11 protein-coding genes are annotated in these 16445 nt (G+C 40.1%); all 11 read right to left on the bottom strand.

The annotated features are described in order from the left end of the window. Positions 1-98: 98 nt before the first annotated feature. The 11 genes from DRF57_RS19610 to xylA all read right to left on the bottom strand — a co-directional run bounded on the left by DRF57_RS19610 (position 99) and on the right by xylA (position 16445). Entirely contained in the window at positions 99-1706 is a 1608-nt protein-coding gene (locus DRF57_RS19610) for a glycoside hydrolase family 43 protein (protein ID WP_174772357.1), read from the bottom strand. Between the two features lie 121 nt (positions 1707-1827). After that, positions 1828-3546, bottom strand: coding sequence for a glycoside hydrolase family 43 protein (locus tag DRF57_RS19605; RefSeq protein ID WP_115920407.1), 1719 nt, complete (start codon positions 3544-3546; stop codon positions 1828-1830). Positions 3547-3601: 55 nt separating this feature from the next. Next, the gene (locus DRF57_RS19600) at positions 3602-4876 is read right to left on the bottom strand and encodes an MFS transporter (RefSeq protein WP_115920405.1); all 1275 of its coding nucleotides are present in this window, start codon (positions 4874-4876) and stop codon (positions 3602-3604) included. After that, a complete protein-coding gene (locus DRF57_RS19595; protein ID WP_115920403.1) occupies positions 4877-5512 on the bottom strand; it encodes a bifunctional 4-hydroxy-2-oxoglutarate aldolase/2-dehydro-3-deoxy-phosphogluconate aldolase in 636 nt (211 codons plus the stop codon). Next, entirely contained in the window at positions 5509-6522 is a 1014-nt protein-coding gene (locus tag DRF57_RS19590; RefSeq protein ID WP_228450253.1) for a sugar kinase, read from the bottom strand. Before DRF57_RS19590 ends, DRF57_RS19595 begins: the two co-directional genes overlap by 4 nt. Continuing rightward, entirely contained in the window at positions 6512-7930 is a 1419-nt protein-coding gene (uxaC, locus tag DRF57_RS19585) for a glucuronate isomerase (RefSeq protein ID WP_115920401.1), read from the bottom strand. Before uxaC ends, DRF57_RS19590 begins: the two co-directional genes overlap by 11 nt. A 133-nt stretch (positions 7931-8063) precedes the next feature. Beyond that, positions 8064-8879: an SDR family oxidoreductase gene (locus DRF57_RS19580; protein ID WP_115920399.1), complete on the bottom strand. Its 816-nt coding sequence runs from the start codon at positions 8877-8879 to the stop codon at positions 8064-8066. A gap of 31 nt (positions 8880-8910) precedes the next feature. After that, complete coding sequence (gene uxuA, locus DRF57_RS19575) at positions 8911-10086, bottom strand: mannonate dehydratase (protein WP_115920397.1); 1176 nt, start codon at positions 10084-10086, stop codon at positions 8911-8913. 79 nt (positions 10087-10165) lie between these two features. Then, complete coding sequence (locus tag DRF57_RS19570; RefSeq protein ID WP_115920395.1) at positions 10166-12124, bottom strand: RagB/SusD family nutrient uptake outer membrane protein; 1959 nt, start codon at positions 12122-12124, stop codon at positions 10166-10168. 12 nt (positions 12125-12136) lie between these two features. Beyond that, the gene (locus tag DRF57_RS19565; RefSeq protein ID WP_115920393.1) at positions 12137-15022 is read right to left on the bottom strand and encodes a SusC/RagA family TonB-linked outer membrane protein; all 2886 of its coding nucleotides are present in this window, start codon (positions 15020-15022) and stop codon (positions 12137-12139) included. A 94-nt stretch (positions 15023-15116) separates the two neighbouring features. Next, the gene (gene xylA, locus DRF57_RS19560; protein ID WP_115920391.1) at positions 15117-16445 is read right to left on the bottom strand and encodes a xylose isomerase; all 1329 of its coding nucleotides are present in this window, start codon (positions 16443-16445) and stop codon (positions 15117-15119) included.

The following is a 16445-nucleotide window of genomic DNA, read 5'->3' as shown; positions in this document are numbered from 1 at the left end:
TTAACACTTATTATTTCGGATAAAAAAATAATAACATATTATTTTATGTACATAGTTCCGCAGACTTTTCTCTGACTTTCTGACTTTTATTACTATTTCTATTTTCCTGCTTCATTGACTCTGAAAAAATCTACATCTATGAATCCTCCGGTATTTTTAGTGGCATAATTAAAAATTGCAAACTTCGACCCCATAAAAAATCTACGGTAATCAAAAATCATTTTGTAGTCTTTTGCCATTTCCGTCCAGTTTTTCTGATCGGTGCTGTAATAAAAGTCTGCAAGATCTTTCCCAAGGTTAAAATTGGCATCAATACGAAGTAAAACCTTATCTGAGTTGATACGAATGCGTTTTTTTTCTTCTTTTTTAACCTCCGTAATGGCTTTTGTTTTACTATCCAGGCTCACTTCATTGGTTGAAAAAACGATAAATTTTTCATTACCCTCCTTCACTATTGACAAGATGCCGGAATCACCGTTGAAAGCACTGAAGCCTGCAACATCTCCGTCTTTCATTCCTTTAAGATCCATCGTGACAACCGCTGAAGAAGTCGGACCTTCCATTCTCTGGGTTAAAGTATTGGGTGCCGCATACAGATTGTCTACGACTCTGCTGGTTTTCAGTCTGAGAAATCCTTTTCTTTCGGATAAAGACCATGCTTCATTCACCGGATTATGATTCCACTGCCACTGGATCTTCATTTTTTTGTCAGAAAACTCATCACTTTCCACCAGATGATTTTTTGCTTTGAATGGCGGAAGAGGAACTTCACCTTTCAGAGGAACTTTTCCATTATCTCCCAAGACCGGCCAATCGTTTTCCCATTGAACAGGCAATAAAATCGGGACGCGCCCCACCCCATTTCTGTCCTGGAAAATAAGGGAATACCAGTTTCCGTTCTTATCATCTATTAAAGCTCCCTGACCTGCATAGGAAAATCCTAAAAAATTGTCTTCCAGAATTACCTTTTTCTCATAAGGGCCTGCCACTTTATCCGCTCTGTAGACTACCTGACGGCGTTTTCCGTTTCTGGGCCATGAAATCATCATCATGTAGTATTTTCCGTTTCTTTTGATAATCTGATTTCCTTCCAGAAGTCCGGTTTCCGAAGCATCTTTCTGAAACACTTCAGTTCCATCCGGATTTCCTATGACCTCTTTAAAATCAGGACTCAGTTCAAAAACTTTGTTGGAAGTGAAAACATATACTTTGTCATCATCATCAAAAAACAGAGAAGCATCATGAAAATGCCGTGTTCTGGTGATGAGCTTCCAGTTTCCTTTTTCAGGATTATCCGTCACATAGAAATAAGATTTGAAAGGTTCATCATTCGGAGAAAATAAAACATAGTATTTTCCTTTATGGTAGCGGATTGAAGAAGCCCATTGACCTCTCCCGTAAACCGTTCCATTCAATAGATTATATTTTGAATTATCATTTAAAGTATCAAAAACATAACCTGACATTTCCCAATGTACCAGATCCCTGGAGTGCATCACCGGAGCTCCCGGCATCAGATGCATAGTGGTACTGATCAGGTAAAAATCACTTCCGTTTCTGGTAATCGATAAATCAGGTGCATCAGCCCATATGATGGGATTGGTAAAGGATGTACTCTGTTTTCCGGAAGGATTTACCTGGGCTGAAAGAAGATTCAGCCCGATAAACCCCAATAAAGAAACTATATAAGATTTTTTGATTTTCAAAATGTACTGTGATGTTTGGTTTTTAATCTTAGTTTTTTTAATTAAAACATTTATGCAACAAATGAATGTTTTTTCTATGTTGTCAGACCTCCCATATTCATAATGACAAAGGTCTTTCCTACTATTCCGGTACGATATCATTGGAAGAGGTACTGTACAGGCCAATAAGGCTTCCTGTAAAACCTCCCGCCACATCAGTAGAAAGAATATCCCCTGAAACCGGTCCTCCTAGATTTTTGTAGCTCTTACCATCCACAGAATAATTAAAGCTATTTTCATCCTTATCAGCCACCACCTGCAGTTTAACCGGTTTGGATAATGAAATTTTCTCGCTTGCAATTAACTTTGATTCTCCTTTTTCGGTTCTTTCCAATACGATGTAGAAATCTTTATCCTTTTTTGTGATTCCGAAAACATAATTGAATTTTTCACTTTGATAACAGGTAATTCCCGCCAGCTCTTTTTCTGATTTAGGCTTAAAACCCAGGGTTACAGAGGTTTCAAAAGATTCATGCTGTAATCTGTGGAACAGTGCTGAAACCGGGGCCAATGCTTTGATATTGGTTGCAAAAGGATTTACTTTCACACCGTTTTTGGTAATATTGATGAAGCTTTCACGAGGTCCGCGCATGGCAATCCATCGGTAATCAAGATTTTTATCTGTCAGCTTATCAGCATAGGTAAAGTTTCCGTTGGGAAAAAATCCGTTTTGTCCGTTGTGATTCTGAGCTCCTTCAGGCAATTTCAGTTTTGGTTTCATCGGAACCAGCCCATTTTGGAAAACAGGATAGGTTCCGCTCCAGTCAACCGGAAGAATGAACGTTTCACGGCCTTTGTTAACACGGTTTTTCTCGTTGGGACGTATCGCCAGAAATACTCCGTAATATTGGCCATTTGGTGTTTCCACCAAATCTGCATGGCCCGCCCAGTCTACCTTTTCTTTTCTGTCTTTTGGGAAATAACGCTGTGTCAGAATCGGGTTATTACCCGCCGGAACATAAGGTCCTTTTGGAGAATCAGACATAAAAATAACTTCGCTGTGATTCCCTCCAGTTCCTCCTTCTGCACACATCAGGTAATATTTACCGTTCTTTTTGTAAATATGAGGGCCTTCAATCCAGATCGGTTTTTGGGAAAGATCCACCCCGCCGTTGACAATAATTTTATCCGAACCCGGAACTACCTGATCTTTTTCGAGATCGTAGTCCCAGATTTTAATAACGCGGTGACCGTTATACTGTTCGGTGCCTTTTGGCGGAGCATCGTTGTGAACGACATATGCTTTTCCATCATCATCAAAGAAAATAGCCGGATCAATACCGTCAAAATTCAGTTTCTGAACTTCGCTCCATCCTTTTGACGGATCTTTTGTTTTTACGACCATATTTCCAATACCTCCCGCAAACTGGGTAGTGATCATATAAAAAGTGTCGTTGTGCTTGTTGTATTTGATGTCCGGCGCATAAATTCCGTGCGAAACACCTGATTTTTCAACTTTAAGCTGTGAAGGTCTGTCCAGGACGTGCCCTACCTGTTTCCAGTTCACCAGATCTTTAGAAGTAAAAATCGGGACGCCCGGGAACATTGAAAATGAGGAGTTAACGAGATAATAATCTTCCCCTTTTCTGGTAATGCTGGGATCGGGATAACATCCCTGAAGGATCGGCGAGTAGAACTCATCCGGCTTGAGAGGGTTGTCATTATATATTTTATCATTTCCGTGGTAAGTAAAGTCGGAGAATGTTTGGGCAGAAATAGTAGTCACTGAAAGTAAAGCCGCTGCCGCAAGGACATGAGTTTTATTCCTGAAAAAAGTTAAATCCATTATATTCTGTTTCATTGTTATTCTTTTTTATAGTTTTTAATATTTTGCAATTTTTAAGCTTAATTCTATTCTAAACGGTTTTCCTGCGGTTGATAATTTTAATCAATCCCCAGGCTGTAACGTAGGATATTCCAGCTATGAAAAATATGATGTTATAGCCTCCGTTGATATTTCCTGATTTTTTAAAGGTATCGAGAACGATTCCGATAAAAAGAGGAAAAATAATTCCTGCTGCTGAGCCGAGCATACCTCCAAACCCTATCACAGAGCTTACATAATGATTAGGCAGGTGATCCCCGACCGTAGTCATAAGATTGGCTCCCCAGCCCTGATGCGCAGCCGTAGCAAGAGCTATAATCAGGGTAATCAGCCACATATTATCTACATATTTTGAGAACATGACCGGAACAACCATCAAAGCAAACAGTAACATCGTAAAACTTCTTGCTCTTCCGATTGCCCAGCCTTTTTTGATCAGAAATGATGAGAGATATCCTCCACCGATGCTTCCTATCGTGGTTCCGCTGTAAATAATAATCAACGGAAGGGATGGTTTTGTTAAATCCATTTTGAACACATCCGAGAAATACGCCGGAAGCCAGAACATGAAGAAATACCAGATAGGATCAGTTAATATTTTACCAATAGCAAATGACCATGTTACTTTATATTTGAGTAATTCCGATAAAGGAATTTTGGTTTTCTCCTCTGTTTTTTCAGCCTGATCACTTTTTATGTATTGAAGTTCTTCTTTGCTGAGATTTTTTGTTTTTTCCGGTACGGCATAGAATTTCCACCAAAGGATAATCCAAACCATACCCAAAGCACCAATCCACACAAAAGTCTGCCTCCAGCCGTAATGCCCGAGAATGAAAGGAACCAGCAGCGGTGCTAAAATAGCTCCTACAGTTGCTCCCGAGTTGAAAATCCCTGTAGCCAATGCCCTTTCCTTTTTTGGGAACCATTCAGCCACAGATTTGATGGCGGCAGGAAAGTTTCCGGCTTCACTGATTCCCAACGTACTTCTCGCTATGATAAATCCTACTGTACTTTTGACAAACCCATGTCCTATAGAGGCAAAGCTCCATACAATAAGGGAAACAGCATACCCGATTTTTGTTCCCACCTTGTCTATAAACCTTCCCATGGCCATGTATCCGATAGCATAAGTAGTGGTAAATGCCATTACAATATAGCTGTAATCTTTTTCATCCCAGCTGAATTCTTTTTCCAGAACAGGTTTCAGCAAACCCATTACCTGACGGTCAAGATAATTGATCGTAGTGGCGAGAAAAACGAGAGACAGCATCCACCATCTTATATTTCGGTTGTGAGGGGTCTGCATTTAGTTATGATTAAGTTGTTGTAATAAATCCTTTGTTTTCAGAGTCAGTTCTTCTTCATTAAAATCTTTTCCGATGAGCGAACTGCCCAGTCCTACTGCTATGGCACCACCATTGAGCCATTCCGTGATATCTTTATAATCAGCATGGATTCCTCCGGTTGGCATAAAATTCATTCCCGGAAAAACAGGTTTCACAGATTTGATGTAATTCTTTCCTAAACCGTCAGCCGGAAATATTTTAACCAGCTTTAAATCATTCTGATAGGCAATATTGATATCAGAAGGAGTAAAACAGCCCGGAATCAGCAGGAGATTTCTTTCGAAAGAATATTTCACCAATGCTTCACTGATAACCGGTGTAATGATAAAATTTGCCTTTGCATTGGCAAAATCATCCATTTCCTCTATGTTTTTTACTGTTCCAATTCCTAACAAAAGACCGGGAAATTCTGTATGGGAAATTGCTTTCAGCTCTGTAAAATTTTCCAATGCCTGATGACCGCGGTTGGTGTATTCTATTACACGGATTCCTGCTTCGTATAAAGCTTTTATGATATTTTTTGAGACTTCAAACGATTCGTTATAAAATAATGGAACTATTTTATGGTCTTTTATTTTCTGTATTATTTCATTCATAATTTTTCGATATTAATGCTTTCATCAATGGTATCTCCCTTTACAAAAAGCTTTTTAAAAGCAACTTTTGCGGCATCCTCAAGGATCTGCTGATCAGGATTTCCTCTTAAAATTCCATGAATCAAAGCGGCCATAAAAGAATCGCCACTTCCTACCCTTTCTTCAATTTTGTCTGCATTATATTTTTCTGAAACCAAAAGCTGTTCATCAGCAAATAAGGTGGCAAAATAATTGACCTTTTCTCCGTTTGTAAAGCGGAAAGTATTCGCAACTTTTTCCACCTCCGGGAATTGTCTTCTGATTTCCAATGCTGTTTTTCCAGCCTGTTTCAGAAGATTTTCATCATCAAAATTTCCGTTAAGCTCATATTCAATGGGAATATTCAGGAACTGCTCAACAGACCAGATATTTCCCATGAGAACGTTTACAAAAGGCATCAGCTCTTTAATTGTATGAGGATTTTGATTTTGCCAGAGTAACGCTCTGTAATTCAAGTCGAGAGAAACAGTAATATTTCTTGCCCTGGCTTCTTTCATGATATGTAAACATTTGCGAAATGCATGATCACTCAAAGCCGGTGTGATGGTGCTGATATGCAGCCATTTTACATCTGAAAATATTTCATCATCACTGAATGCTTCAAAATCCGATTGGGTAAAAACAGACGGAAAGCGATCATAAACCACCGAAGCATTCTGCATATCTCCATCGGAAGAAAGATAAAATGTTCCTATTCTCCCTTGAGTTTTTCCTGCCAGAACTTTTATTCCTTTATTTTTAAGTTGAAATTCTAATTGGTTTCCAACAAAATTCTCAGGTAAAGCTGTTAACAATTTCACAGAATTTTCCCACTGGGAAAGTGCTGCCGCTACATTGTATTCAGCTCCGCCCACATAGATTTTCAGAGACTGCTCATTGAGCCAGTTTCCTTCGGAATCCGGAGCAAAGTGGAGAAGCAGTTCTCCGAAACATAATATCTTAGACAAATCCTGCATGGTATTAGATTTCAAAATAATTTTTTGTATTGTGATAACAGATATCCTGAATGATCTTTCCAACCCATTTTTCATCATCGGGAAGGAGACCTCTTTCCATCTCATTTCCGAACAGATTGCATAAGAGCCTTCTGAAATAATCGTGTCTTGAGAACGACAACAGACTTCGGGAATCGGTAAGCATACCGATAAAAGTGCTGATTAATCCAATATTTGAAAGCGTATTCATCTGTTTTGTCATTCCGTCAAGCTGATCCAGGAACCACCAGGCTGCCCCAAACTGTACCTTAGATCTGATTCCTCCTTCGTTGAAATTTCCGGCAAGAGCTGCCAGAACTTCGTTAAATGCCGGGTTTAAATTGTAGATAATGGTTTTGGTCAGTTTTCCTTCTGTGTTGAGTTCATCAAGCAGAATGCTCAGTCTCTGTGCATGATATTGTTCTCCAATAGCATCATACCCTGCGTTGGCACCCATTTTTCTGAACATTTCTGAATTGTTGTTTCGGGTTGCCCCTACATGAAACTGCTGCACCCAATCTTTTTCTGCGTACATTTTGCAAAGCTCTTTCAGCATATAACCGCACAAGGCTTCGGGATCGGAAAATGATGAGAGATTCCCCTTAAGGAATTCAGAAAATTCTTTTTCAAGACTATGATTCCATTTCGTAGTATCCGGGAAATATTCAAAGCCATGATCGGCTACTTTTGCCCCTGCTTCCACAAAATAATTGATTCTGGACTGGAGTGCATTCAACAGATCATAAGCTGATGTAATTGGAAATCCGCAGACTTTTTCAAGCTTTTTAATTCCTGAAATATACTGTTCAGGGTTAATCATATTAATATAAGAATCAGGGCGGAAAGCCGGAAGAACAGCCGTTTTAAAGCCACTATCTTTTAAAGCTTTATGATGAACGAGATCATCAGCAGGATCATCTGTGGTACATAAAGCCTCCACTTTAAAATTCTGAAGAATGGATTGTGGCAGAAAACCAGAGGTCTGCAGACTTTCATTCATCTGATGATACACCGCATTTGCATTTTTTGGCGATAAATATTCGCTGATTCCAAAAGGATTTTTTAATTCCAAGTGGGTCCAGTGAAATAATGGGTTACGAAGTGTATAAGGTACGACTTCTGCCCATTTCATAAACTTTTTCTGGTCTGAAGCCTGCCCTGAAATAAACTGTTCATGAACTCCAAAATTTCTCATAGCCCTCCATTTGTAATGGTCTCCGTCCAGCCAAATAGCCGTTGGAGAGCGGAAATTCTGATTGGCAGAAATAATGTCCGGTTCAAGGTGATTGTGATAATCAATAATCGGCATATCTTTAGCATAGCCAAAATACAGATTCTCTGCCTTTGCTGATTCCAGCAAAAACGATTCTCCGAAAACTTCTTTATTTTTAATGGAATTACTCATTATTTACTTTTACAATTCAGAATTTTAATTCTCTTTAGATATTCAGACTTTAAGAAAGTCAACATTTAAAAAACAGGACCTTGCATGAAACCATTAAGGTCCTGTTCATTGGATATGAAGAAATTAGTTTTTTTTATACTCCGCTGAATGCACTGAAACCTCCGTCAACAGGAATCAGTGCTCCTGTGATGAAACTTGCGGCATCTGAACATAGAAACTGTATAACACCATTCAGTTCTTCTACTTCTCCAAATCTCTGCATGGGTGTTTTGGCGATTACTTTTTTGCTTCTCTCGGTTAAACTTCCATCAGGGTTCAGGAGAATGGCCCGGTTCTGATCACCAATAAAAAATCCCGGCGCCACTGCATTAACACGTATTTTATCTCCGAATTTCAATGCCAGATCAGATGCAAGCCATTGTGTGAAGTTGGTAATTGCAGATTTAGCTGCAGAATATCCGGCGACTCTTGTAATAGCTGAGTAAGCAGCCATAGAAGAAATATTAATAATGCTTCCGTTTCCCTGCTCTGCTATTACTTTTCCGAAAACATAACTTGGATAAACAGTTCCGTTGATATTGAGATCAGTAACGTCATTCCATCCTTTGATGTCCATATCAAAAAATGATTGTTCAGGAGATAAGGTAGCTGTGGGAATATTTCCGCCGGCTATATTGAGCAGAATATCAATCCTGCCATATTTTTCTTTTATTTTTTCTGAGGCGGCTTCAAGGCTTTCAATATCCATCACATTGGCTTCTACAGCGAGTGCCTCTCCTCCCAAGTCTGTAAGCTCTTTTACACAGGCGTTCAGTGTTTCCTGGTTTCTTCCCAATGCGATAACTTTTGCTCCGGCATCGATAAAACTTTTAGCAAGACTACCTCCCAAAACGCCTGAAGCTCCTGTGATAACTGCCACTTTGTTCTTAATACTAAACAGGTCTTTCATTTTACTTTTTACTATTTATTACAAACGCAGATTAATTTTTCTGTAATTCCGACTGAACTGCTGCCATTACTCCTTCTATCTGTCCCAATGCCAGCATTCGTCCTAAAAATGAATAACCGGGGTTATACCCTTTATCAATATCTTCTGTTAAAAGTCTTCCGTGATCAATTCTCATGGGCAGATCTGGATTTTCTTTTTCGAATACACGGATTACTTCTATGAGCTTTCCTCTTCCTCCCAAATGATGAGCCTCGATGAAATCCCCGTTTTCAAAGACATTTGTACTTCTCAGGTGAACGAATTTAGTCCGGTGGGCAAATTTCTGAGCCAGTTCCGGAACATCATTCTGAAGGTTGGCACTTAAAGAACCTGCACAGAAGGTCAATCCGTTGTGAGGATTATCAACAGCTTTCAGAAGCCAGTCAATATCTTCTTCATTGGTTACTATCCTTGGTAAGCCCAGTAATGAAAATGGCGGATCATCAGGATGTACACACATCTGAATATTCCATTTTTCACAGACAGGCATTATTTTTTCAAGGAAATATTTCATGTTCTGGCGAAGCTGGTTTTTATCTATACCATCATACAATGCCAGTAAATTTTTGAAAATAGCTACCGGATTATCATCTCCTTCTTTGATGTTTCCGTTAACGAATCCCTGTGTTTTTACAATGACAGAGTCTATCAGAGCATTGTTATCTTTTTCTGTTAAGGTATTTTTTAATTCTTCTACCTTTTGAAGGATCTGTGGGTTATAATCATTTTCTGCTCCTTCTCTTTTGAGAATATGAATTTCGAAGTATGCGAACTTGGCTTTGTCAAAATAAAGTGATGATGAACCGTCTTCCCATTCATGAAAGAGATCGGTTCTTGCCCAGTCCAGAACAGGCATAAAGTTGTAACAAACTGTTGTAATGCCTGCTTTACCCAGATTTTCAAGGCTTGTGATATAATTTTCTATTAAAGAGTCACGGTCTTCACCTCCGTATTTGATCGCTTCGCTTACGGGAAGACTTTCCACAACAGACCAGCGAAGTCCGTGGCTTTCTATATAGCTTTTATAATCATTGATGGCCTTCAGATCCCAGACTTCTCCGTTTAGGGTATCATGCAGTGCAGAAACAATTCCTTCCACTCCGATCTGACGGAGCATATTGAGTTGTATTTTGTCTTTTTTGCCAAACCAACGCCAGGTTTTTTCCATATTTTTTAAAATTTAATTCAGTTAAACAAAGCAGGTGCTTTCACACCTACTCTGTTACTGATATGAATGAAGAATGAAATTAGTTGTATCCGGGGTTCTGGTATTTTGCCTTAATATCTGCAGATACTTCCATAGCATCAATCTGATTCTGAGGAATTGGTCTCAGATAATGAAAAGGTTTTATCGTTCTTGTAACTGTCTGCGGATTGTGATCTCCATAAGAAGCTCCTCCGATCTGATAACTGGCGGCATAATCTCCCCACTTCTGAGTACGCACCAGATCATACCATCTGTAGAATTCTCCGTAATATTCACGGGATCTTTCTGCAAGAATATAATCGATGGTGATTGCAGAAGGTGTGGCAGCAGTCATAGCTACACTGTTATCTGCTACATAAGCGGTATTTTGGGCATTATTGAATTTCCATTTTCCGGCACGGGCACGGATAACATTGATAAGGTCTCTGGCTGTCATAGCTCCTGAAGCTCCTTTTACGGCTGCTTCCGCTGCAATAAAATAGAATTCTGAGAATTTGGCAACACTGAATGGACGGGTTAATCCTGCATTCGGATATCCTAAGCCGTTCGGATCATCAGTACGATAAGTTCCAATTTTCCATAAGCCAGGGTATACAATTCTGCTGATTCCATTCGGTGCAATTACCCAATCTGCTCTTCCTGACAGCGTCCCTGCACCTACCCCGCTTTGTCCTGCTCCTGAAGGATAAGAAGGAGTCTGGCTGTCATCATTAAGAAAACTTAAAATGGCGCCTCCGGGCTGTACAGGCAGATTATTGGCATTATAAAGTACAGGAACCGTTGTTAACCCTGTTCCATTTTTGTTCCAGTTTCCTCTGTAAGTGGTTACAAAAGTCCCATCATAACGGGAATCGTTGGTTTTATCTGCAAAAGTATTTTTAATAACTCCCAAAGTAGGACACATACGAACCCACGGACGTCCCAGTGGCTGTGCCGCTTCTCTCTGTACTCCACTTACAACGTCTGCCCCAGCCCACGCTGTCGTTTTACTGCTTTTGATGGCTGTGTAGTTCCATGTCTGCATCCATGCTGCAAAATTATCCGGCGCCCAGCCTGATCCAAACCCTACAGGGTCACTTTCATTATAGTATGTGCTTGACTGCGTATGGTCTGCATAGAGCATAGATTCAGTATTTCTGTCATTTGAACCTACATTGACATCATAGAAAGTAGGCTGAAGCGCATAAGGTCCGGGATTGTTGATTCCTTCCATGGCAATATCATAAGCCTGCTGAAAATACCACTGGGCATTGTGCCCATCAGGATCATTTCTTGTCGCTTCGGGATAAGTTGGAATATTGTTGGGATTCTGCAGCCACCATCCATAGGTAAGATAAGCTTTGGCAAGCATAAGTCTTGCTACATTTTTGGTCACACCTCCTGTTACCCTTGGTGAGGCAGGCAGATTCTCAATAGCTTTTTTAAGGTCAGCAAAAACTGTTTTTGTATAGACTTCCGGAACAGTACTTCTTGCAGAAGTTGTGGATGGCAGAGTGTTATATTTCAATTCTCCTGCACCTAAATCCAGAGGAACTCCTCCATAGGTCTGCACCAGCATGAAATAGTAAAATCCACGGAAGAAACGGGCTTCAGAAATCATAGATTCTGCGATTCCGAAACCGGGCCCTTTTTCAATAATTCCGTTGGCAGTATTGATATATGGGAAGACTGAATTCCAAACCATGCTTGTAGGAAACGTATTGGAATTAATAATACCATTTCCGGACATATCGAGCTCTTTAAAGTTACCATCCGCACTTTGCGCCCAGGTAGATTCATCAGTTCCGTTCTGACAATTGCTCATAAAGTAGCCATTGCCATACAGTAATCTCATCTGTCTGTATAAAGCTGTAAATCCCTGATTAACTCCATCCGGTGTATTAAAATAATCAGCTGTATATATTGCTCTTGGCTGCTCATCAAGAATTTCGTTACATCCTGTAAATGTTAAGGATAAAAAGATTGCTCCTAATAGCAGTTTTTTGTTAAAATTTATCATGACAGTACAGTTTTAAAAGGTTAAGTTTAGTCCCATTAAGTAATTTCTTGTAGAAGGGTTATTGGTTCCAATAACAAGCTGGCGGTTTTGATATCCGCTTACTGCCTGGTTTTCATTTCCAAAAGAGTTTGGTTCCGGATCCATTCCTGAGAACTTGTGATAAGGAGAGAATAATACTACAGGATTGGTTACAGTAAAGTAAATTCTTAAGCTGGTGATTTTTAAATCCTTTAAAAAATCTTTATTAACATTATAGCCTAAGGTAATGGTGCGAAGCTTAAGATAAGAAGCATCAAACATTGCCAGGGTAGAAGAATATTTCGGATTATCTCCACTCAAATGACGTCCTGGACGAGGAAAATAGGCTCCAGTATTATCTTCTGTCCAATAATCTACATCCACATTATTTCCTCTTCCTGTTAATCTGTTAAGGTAACTTGCAGATCCATAAATGGTACTTACCAGAATTCCACCATGCTGGAAAGCTCCTACTGTGCTCAGTTCAAAATTCTTGTAAGCAAAGCGCATATTAAATCCTCCCTGGAATTTCGGTGCTGTATCAAATATCTGTCTGTCATCCGGTCCTATTGCTCTTACCGGCGTTCCGTCAGCATTATAACCTCCGGTGTAAAGCACTTTAATAGATCCTGTAACATCTGCAGCAGTTCCCGGCTCCAGAATATTCTGATAAGGGTCACCAGCCTGCCAAAGACCGATATACTGATAATCATATAATGAATTAATATTATGTCCTACAAACCATAAGTTATTGACATCACGTGGTGTTCCGGATGCAAGCGATAAAATTTTGTTTTTATTGGTATAAAAGTTAACTCCAGCTTCCCAGGTAAATCCATCCGGATTATCAAAAATGACCCCGTTTAAGGAAACTTCAACTCCTTTATTTTCTGTTTCTGCTACATTGGAAACAATGGAAGACCATCCGCTTGTCGCCGGAAGACTTTTCTGCGTCAACAGGTCATAGGTATGGGTCTTGTAATATTCCACGCTTCCCGTAAGACGGTTGTTCAGTATTCCGAAATCTACCCCGTAGTTTTGTGTTTTTGAATATTCCCATCCTAAATTCGGGTTGGGCGGCTGATTTCCATAAATCCCTGTACTTCCAGCCCCTCCAAAATTGTAAGGTGCCACGTTGAATCTTCCCATTGTAGAGTATGGTTCTACTGCCTGGTTGGAAGTCTGCCCCCATCCTGCCCGGAATTTAAGGAGATTAATACCCTTAATATTCTGCATGAAGGATTCATTGGTAACATTCCATCCTAATGATAATGCGGGATAGGTATGCCATTTATTTCCCGGAGCCAGCCTGGAAGATCCGTCGGCACGAAGTGTTGCCGTAAGCATATATTTGTTATCATAGGTATACATTACTCTTCCCATGGCAGACAGCAAACCGGTTTTCCAATACACCTGGTCTTCTGGTCTTACCGTAATATCTGCCTGCGGTGACTGCCCAAGATTATAATACTGGAAAAAATCTGCAGGAACGTTCTTTGCACTCATGTATGAGCTTGTATACTTATTGCCCTCCGCGGAATATAATCCTACCGCATTAATCTTATGTTTACCAAATGTACGGTCGTAGGTTAAAAGGTTTTCCAATACCCAATGGTACGTCTGGTTATTTCCTCTTCCTGCAGCTGACGGTCCTAAAGGGTTCGTATTAAAGACTCCTACACCTGAGTAATTTCCACTGTTTGAAGTACGGTAATCCAAACCTATATTTAATCTGTATTTCAGTCCTTTGATCGGAAGGCTGGCTTCTCCGTAAAGATTGTTATAGGATGCAAAGGCCTTAGTCTCGTCGATATATTTATCTCCCAGGCTTCCCCTTGTATAAATCCATGTCTGATCGATACCACCTGCTGTACTCATAACTCTTTTCGGGGTTCCGTCCGGATTATAAGGATTAGCAATAGGAGAATATCCTAAAACAGCTCCCGGGTTTACTCCATTTCCTTCCGAGACGGAATAATTGGTATTGGTTGTAAAACCGAATTTAAAGATAGATCCTACCTGTTGGTCAATGGCCATTCGCAGGGCAAATCTTTCATAACTCTGAATAGGAATCAGTGCATTTTGTTTGAAGTATGACAACCCTACATTATAATTCCCTCCCTCCGTTCCGCCTGAAACACCAATATCATGGCTGGTCATCATAGCTGGCTTATAATACAGGCTTTGCCAATCTGTATTAACACCGTTATTTTCATCAGCTCCATTTGAATATAAAGGTGTTGTATTTCCCGCAGGAATGGCATAAGCACGCAGCTGCGCAAACTTAGGACCATCCATCATCGGATATTTTGAGAACAAGGTCTGGACTCCTGTGAACGTATTGTAAGAAAATTTGGGTTTTTGCCCCTTTGCTCCTCTGTTGGTGGTAACGAGAATAACCCCGTTTGCACCTCTGGATCCGTAGATCGCTGTAGCAGAAGCATCTTTCAGGATATCAATACTTTTGATATCACTTGAGCTTATATCTCCCAGTGATCCCACAAAAGGAATACCATCCAATACAATCAGAGGGTTATTATCTCCTGTCAGAGATCTTGTTCCCCTGATACGGATCTGCATGGCAGCACCCGGCTTTGTGGAAGTCTGTGAGATATCGACCCCAGCCGTTCTTCCCTGCAATGCCTGAGTAATATTGGCAGAAGGTACTTCACGCAGGGCATCTCCTTTTACAGTGGCTACAGAACCTGTCACAGCTTCTTTTCTCTGGGTTCCATATCCTATCACAACAACTTCATCTATTTTATTTTCTTTAGCTACTGTATCTTTCTTAACCTGTGAATATGCTATACCGGAAGGCAATAAAGTCATTGCAAAAAATAGTGCCGCTCTATTGCTTTTATTGAAATAAAATCGGTTCATAATTATTATTTTAGTATTAGTTGTTGAATAAAAGGCTGTTTAATAATTATAGTGTATAAGAATCCTTAGTGTTTATAAGCCTTTTATTTTTTCATTATATATACATATTCACGATGGCTTCAAACAATTCCTGTTTTCCGCTTTTTGGCTGTGGTTCGCCGATTTCGTGAGCGATTCTCTGAAGATCTTCCAGTGTAAGCGTGCCATCCTCGAATGCTTTTCCATTTCCTTTATCAAAAGATGCGTAGCGGTCTGTTCTCAGTTTTTTGTAATCTGAATTTTCAAGAATATCAGCTGCTGCAAGAAGACCTTTGGCAAAGACATCCATTCCTGAAATGTGTGAAATGAATAAATCTTCAGCATCAATAGAGTTTCTTCTGATTTTGGCATCAAAGTTTACGCCTCCGGTTCCCAGACCTCCTGACGGAAGCAGTACAAGCCATGCCTGAACCATGTCATAATAATCGATCGGGAACTGATCCGTATCCCAGCCGTTCTGATAGTCGCCTCTGTTGGCATCAATACTTCCTAAAAGGCCTGCATCAACAGCAGCCTGAAGTTCATGTTCGAACGTATGGCCTGCCAATGTAGCATGATTAACCTCAATATTCAGTTTGAAATCTTTGTCTAATCCGTAATGTCTCAGGAATCCTATTACGGTTTCAGAGTCATAATCATACTGGTGTTTCGTAGGCTCCATTGGTTTTGGCTCGATCAGGAAAGTTCCTTTAAAGCCTTGTTGACGTGCATAGTCTCTTGACACAGAAAGGAAACGGGCCAAATGATCTTTTTCACGTTTCATATCAGTATTTAAAAGACTCATATATCCTTCTCTTCCACCCCAGAAAACATAATTTTCACCTCCCAGTGCTATTGTAGCATCTATTGAATTTTTTACCTGAGTTCCTGCACAGGCCAAAACGTCAAAATTCGGGTTGGTTGAGGCTCCGTTCATGTATCTTTCATGCGTGAAAACATTGGCTGTCCCCCATAAAAGCTTAATTCCAGTTTCCTGCTGCTTTTGTTTTGCGTATTCCACAATAGCCTGAAGGTTTTTCTCATATTCCTTCCAGTTGTTGGCAGGGTCTACCAGATCGATATCATGGAAGCAGTAATAATTGAAGCCCATTTTAGACATGAATTCAAAGCCTGCATCCATCTTATGCATTGCTCTGGTTACAGCATCATTTCCTATATCCCATGGGTGATGAATTGTAGGCCCTCCAAATGGATCGCTTCCGTTTGCACATAGGGTGTGCCACCATGCCATCGCAAATCGTGTCCAGTCTTTCATAGGTTTTCCCATCACGATCTTTTCCGCATCATAATAGCGGAATGCCAACGGGTTCTTGCTATCCTTCCCTTCAAACTTAATTTTTTCAATACCCGTAAAAAACTCTTTTGTACCTGTTAAAGTGTCCAT

It is taken from the genome of Chryseobacterium rhizosphaerae, from assembly GCF_003385455.1.
GTDB classification, from domain to species: Bacteria; Bacteroidota; Bacteroidia; order Flavobacteriales; family Weeksellaceae; genus Chryseobacterium; species Chryseobacterium rhizosphaerae.
This window is presented reverse-complemented; position numbering and strand designations above follow the sequence as displayed.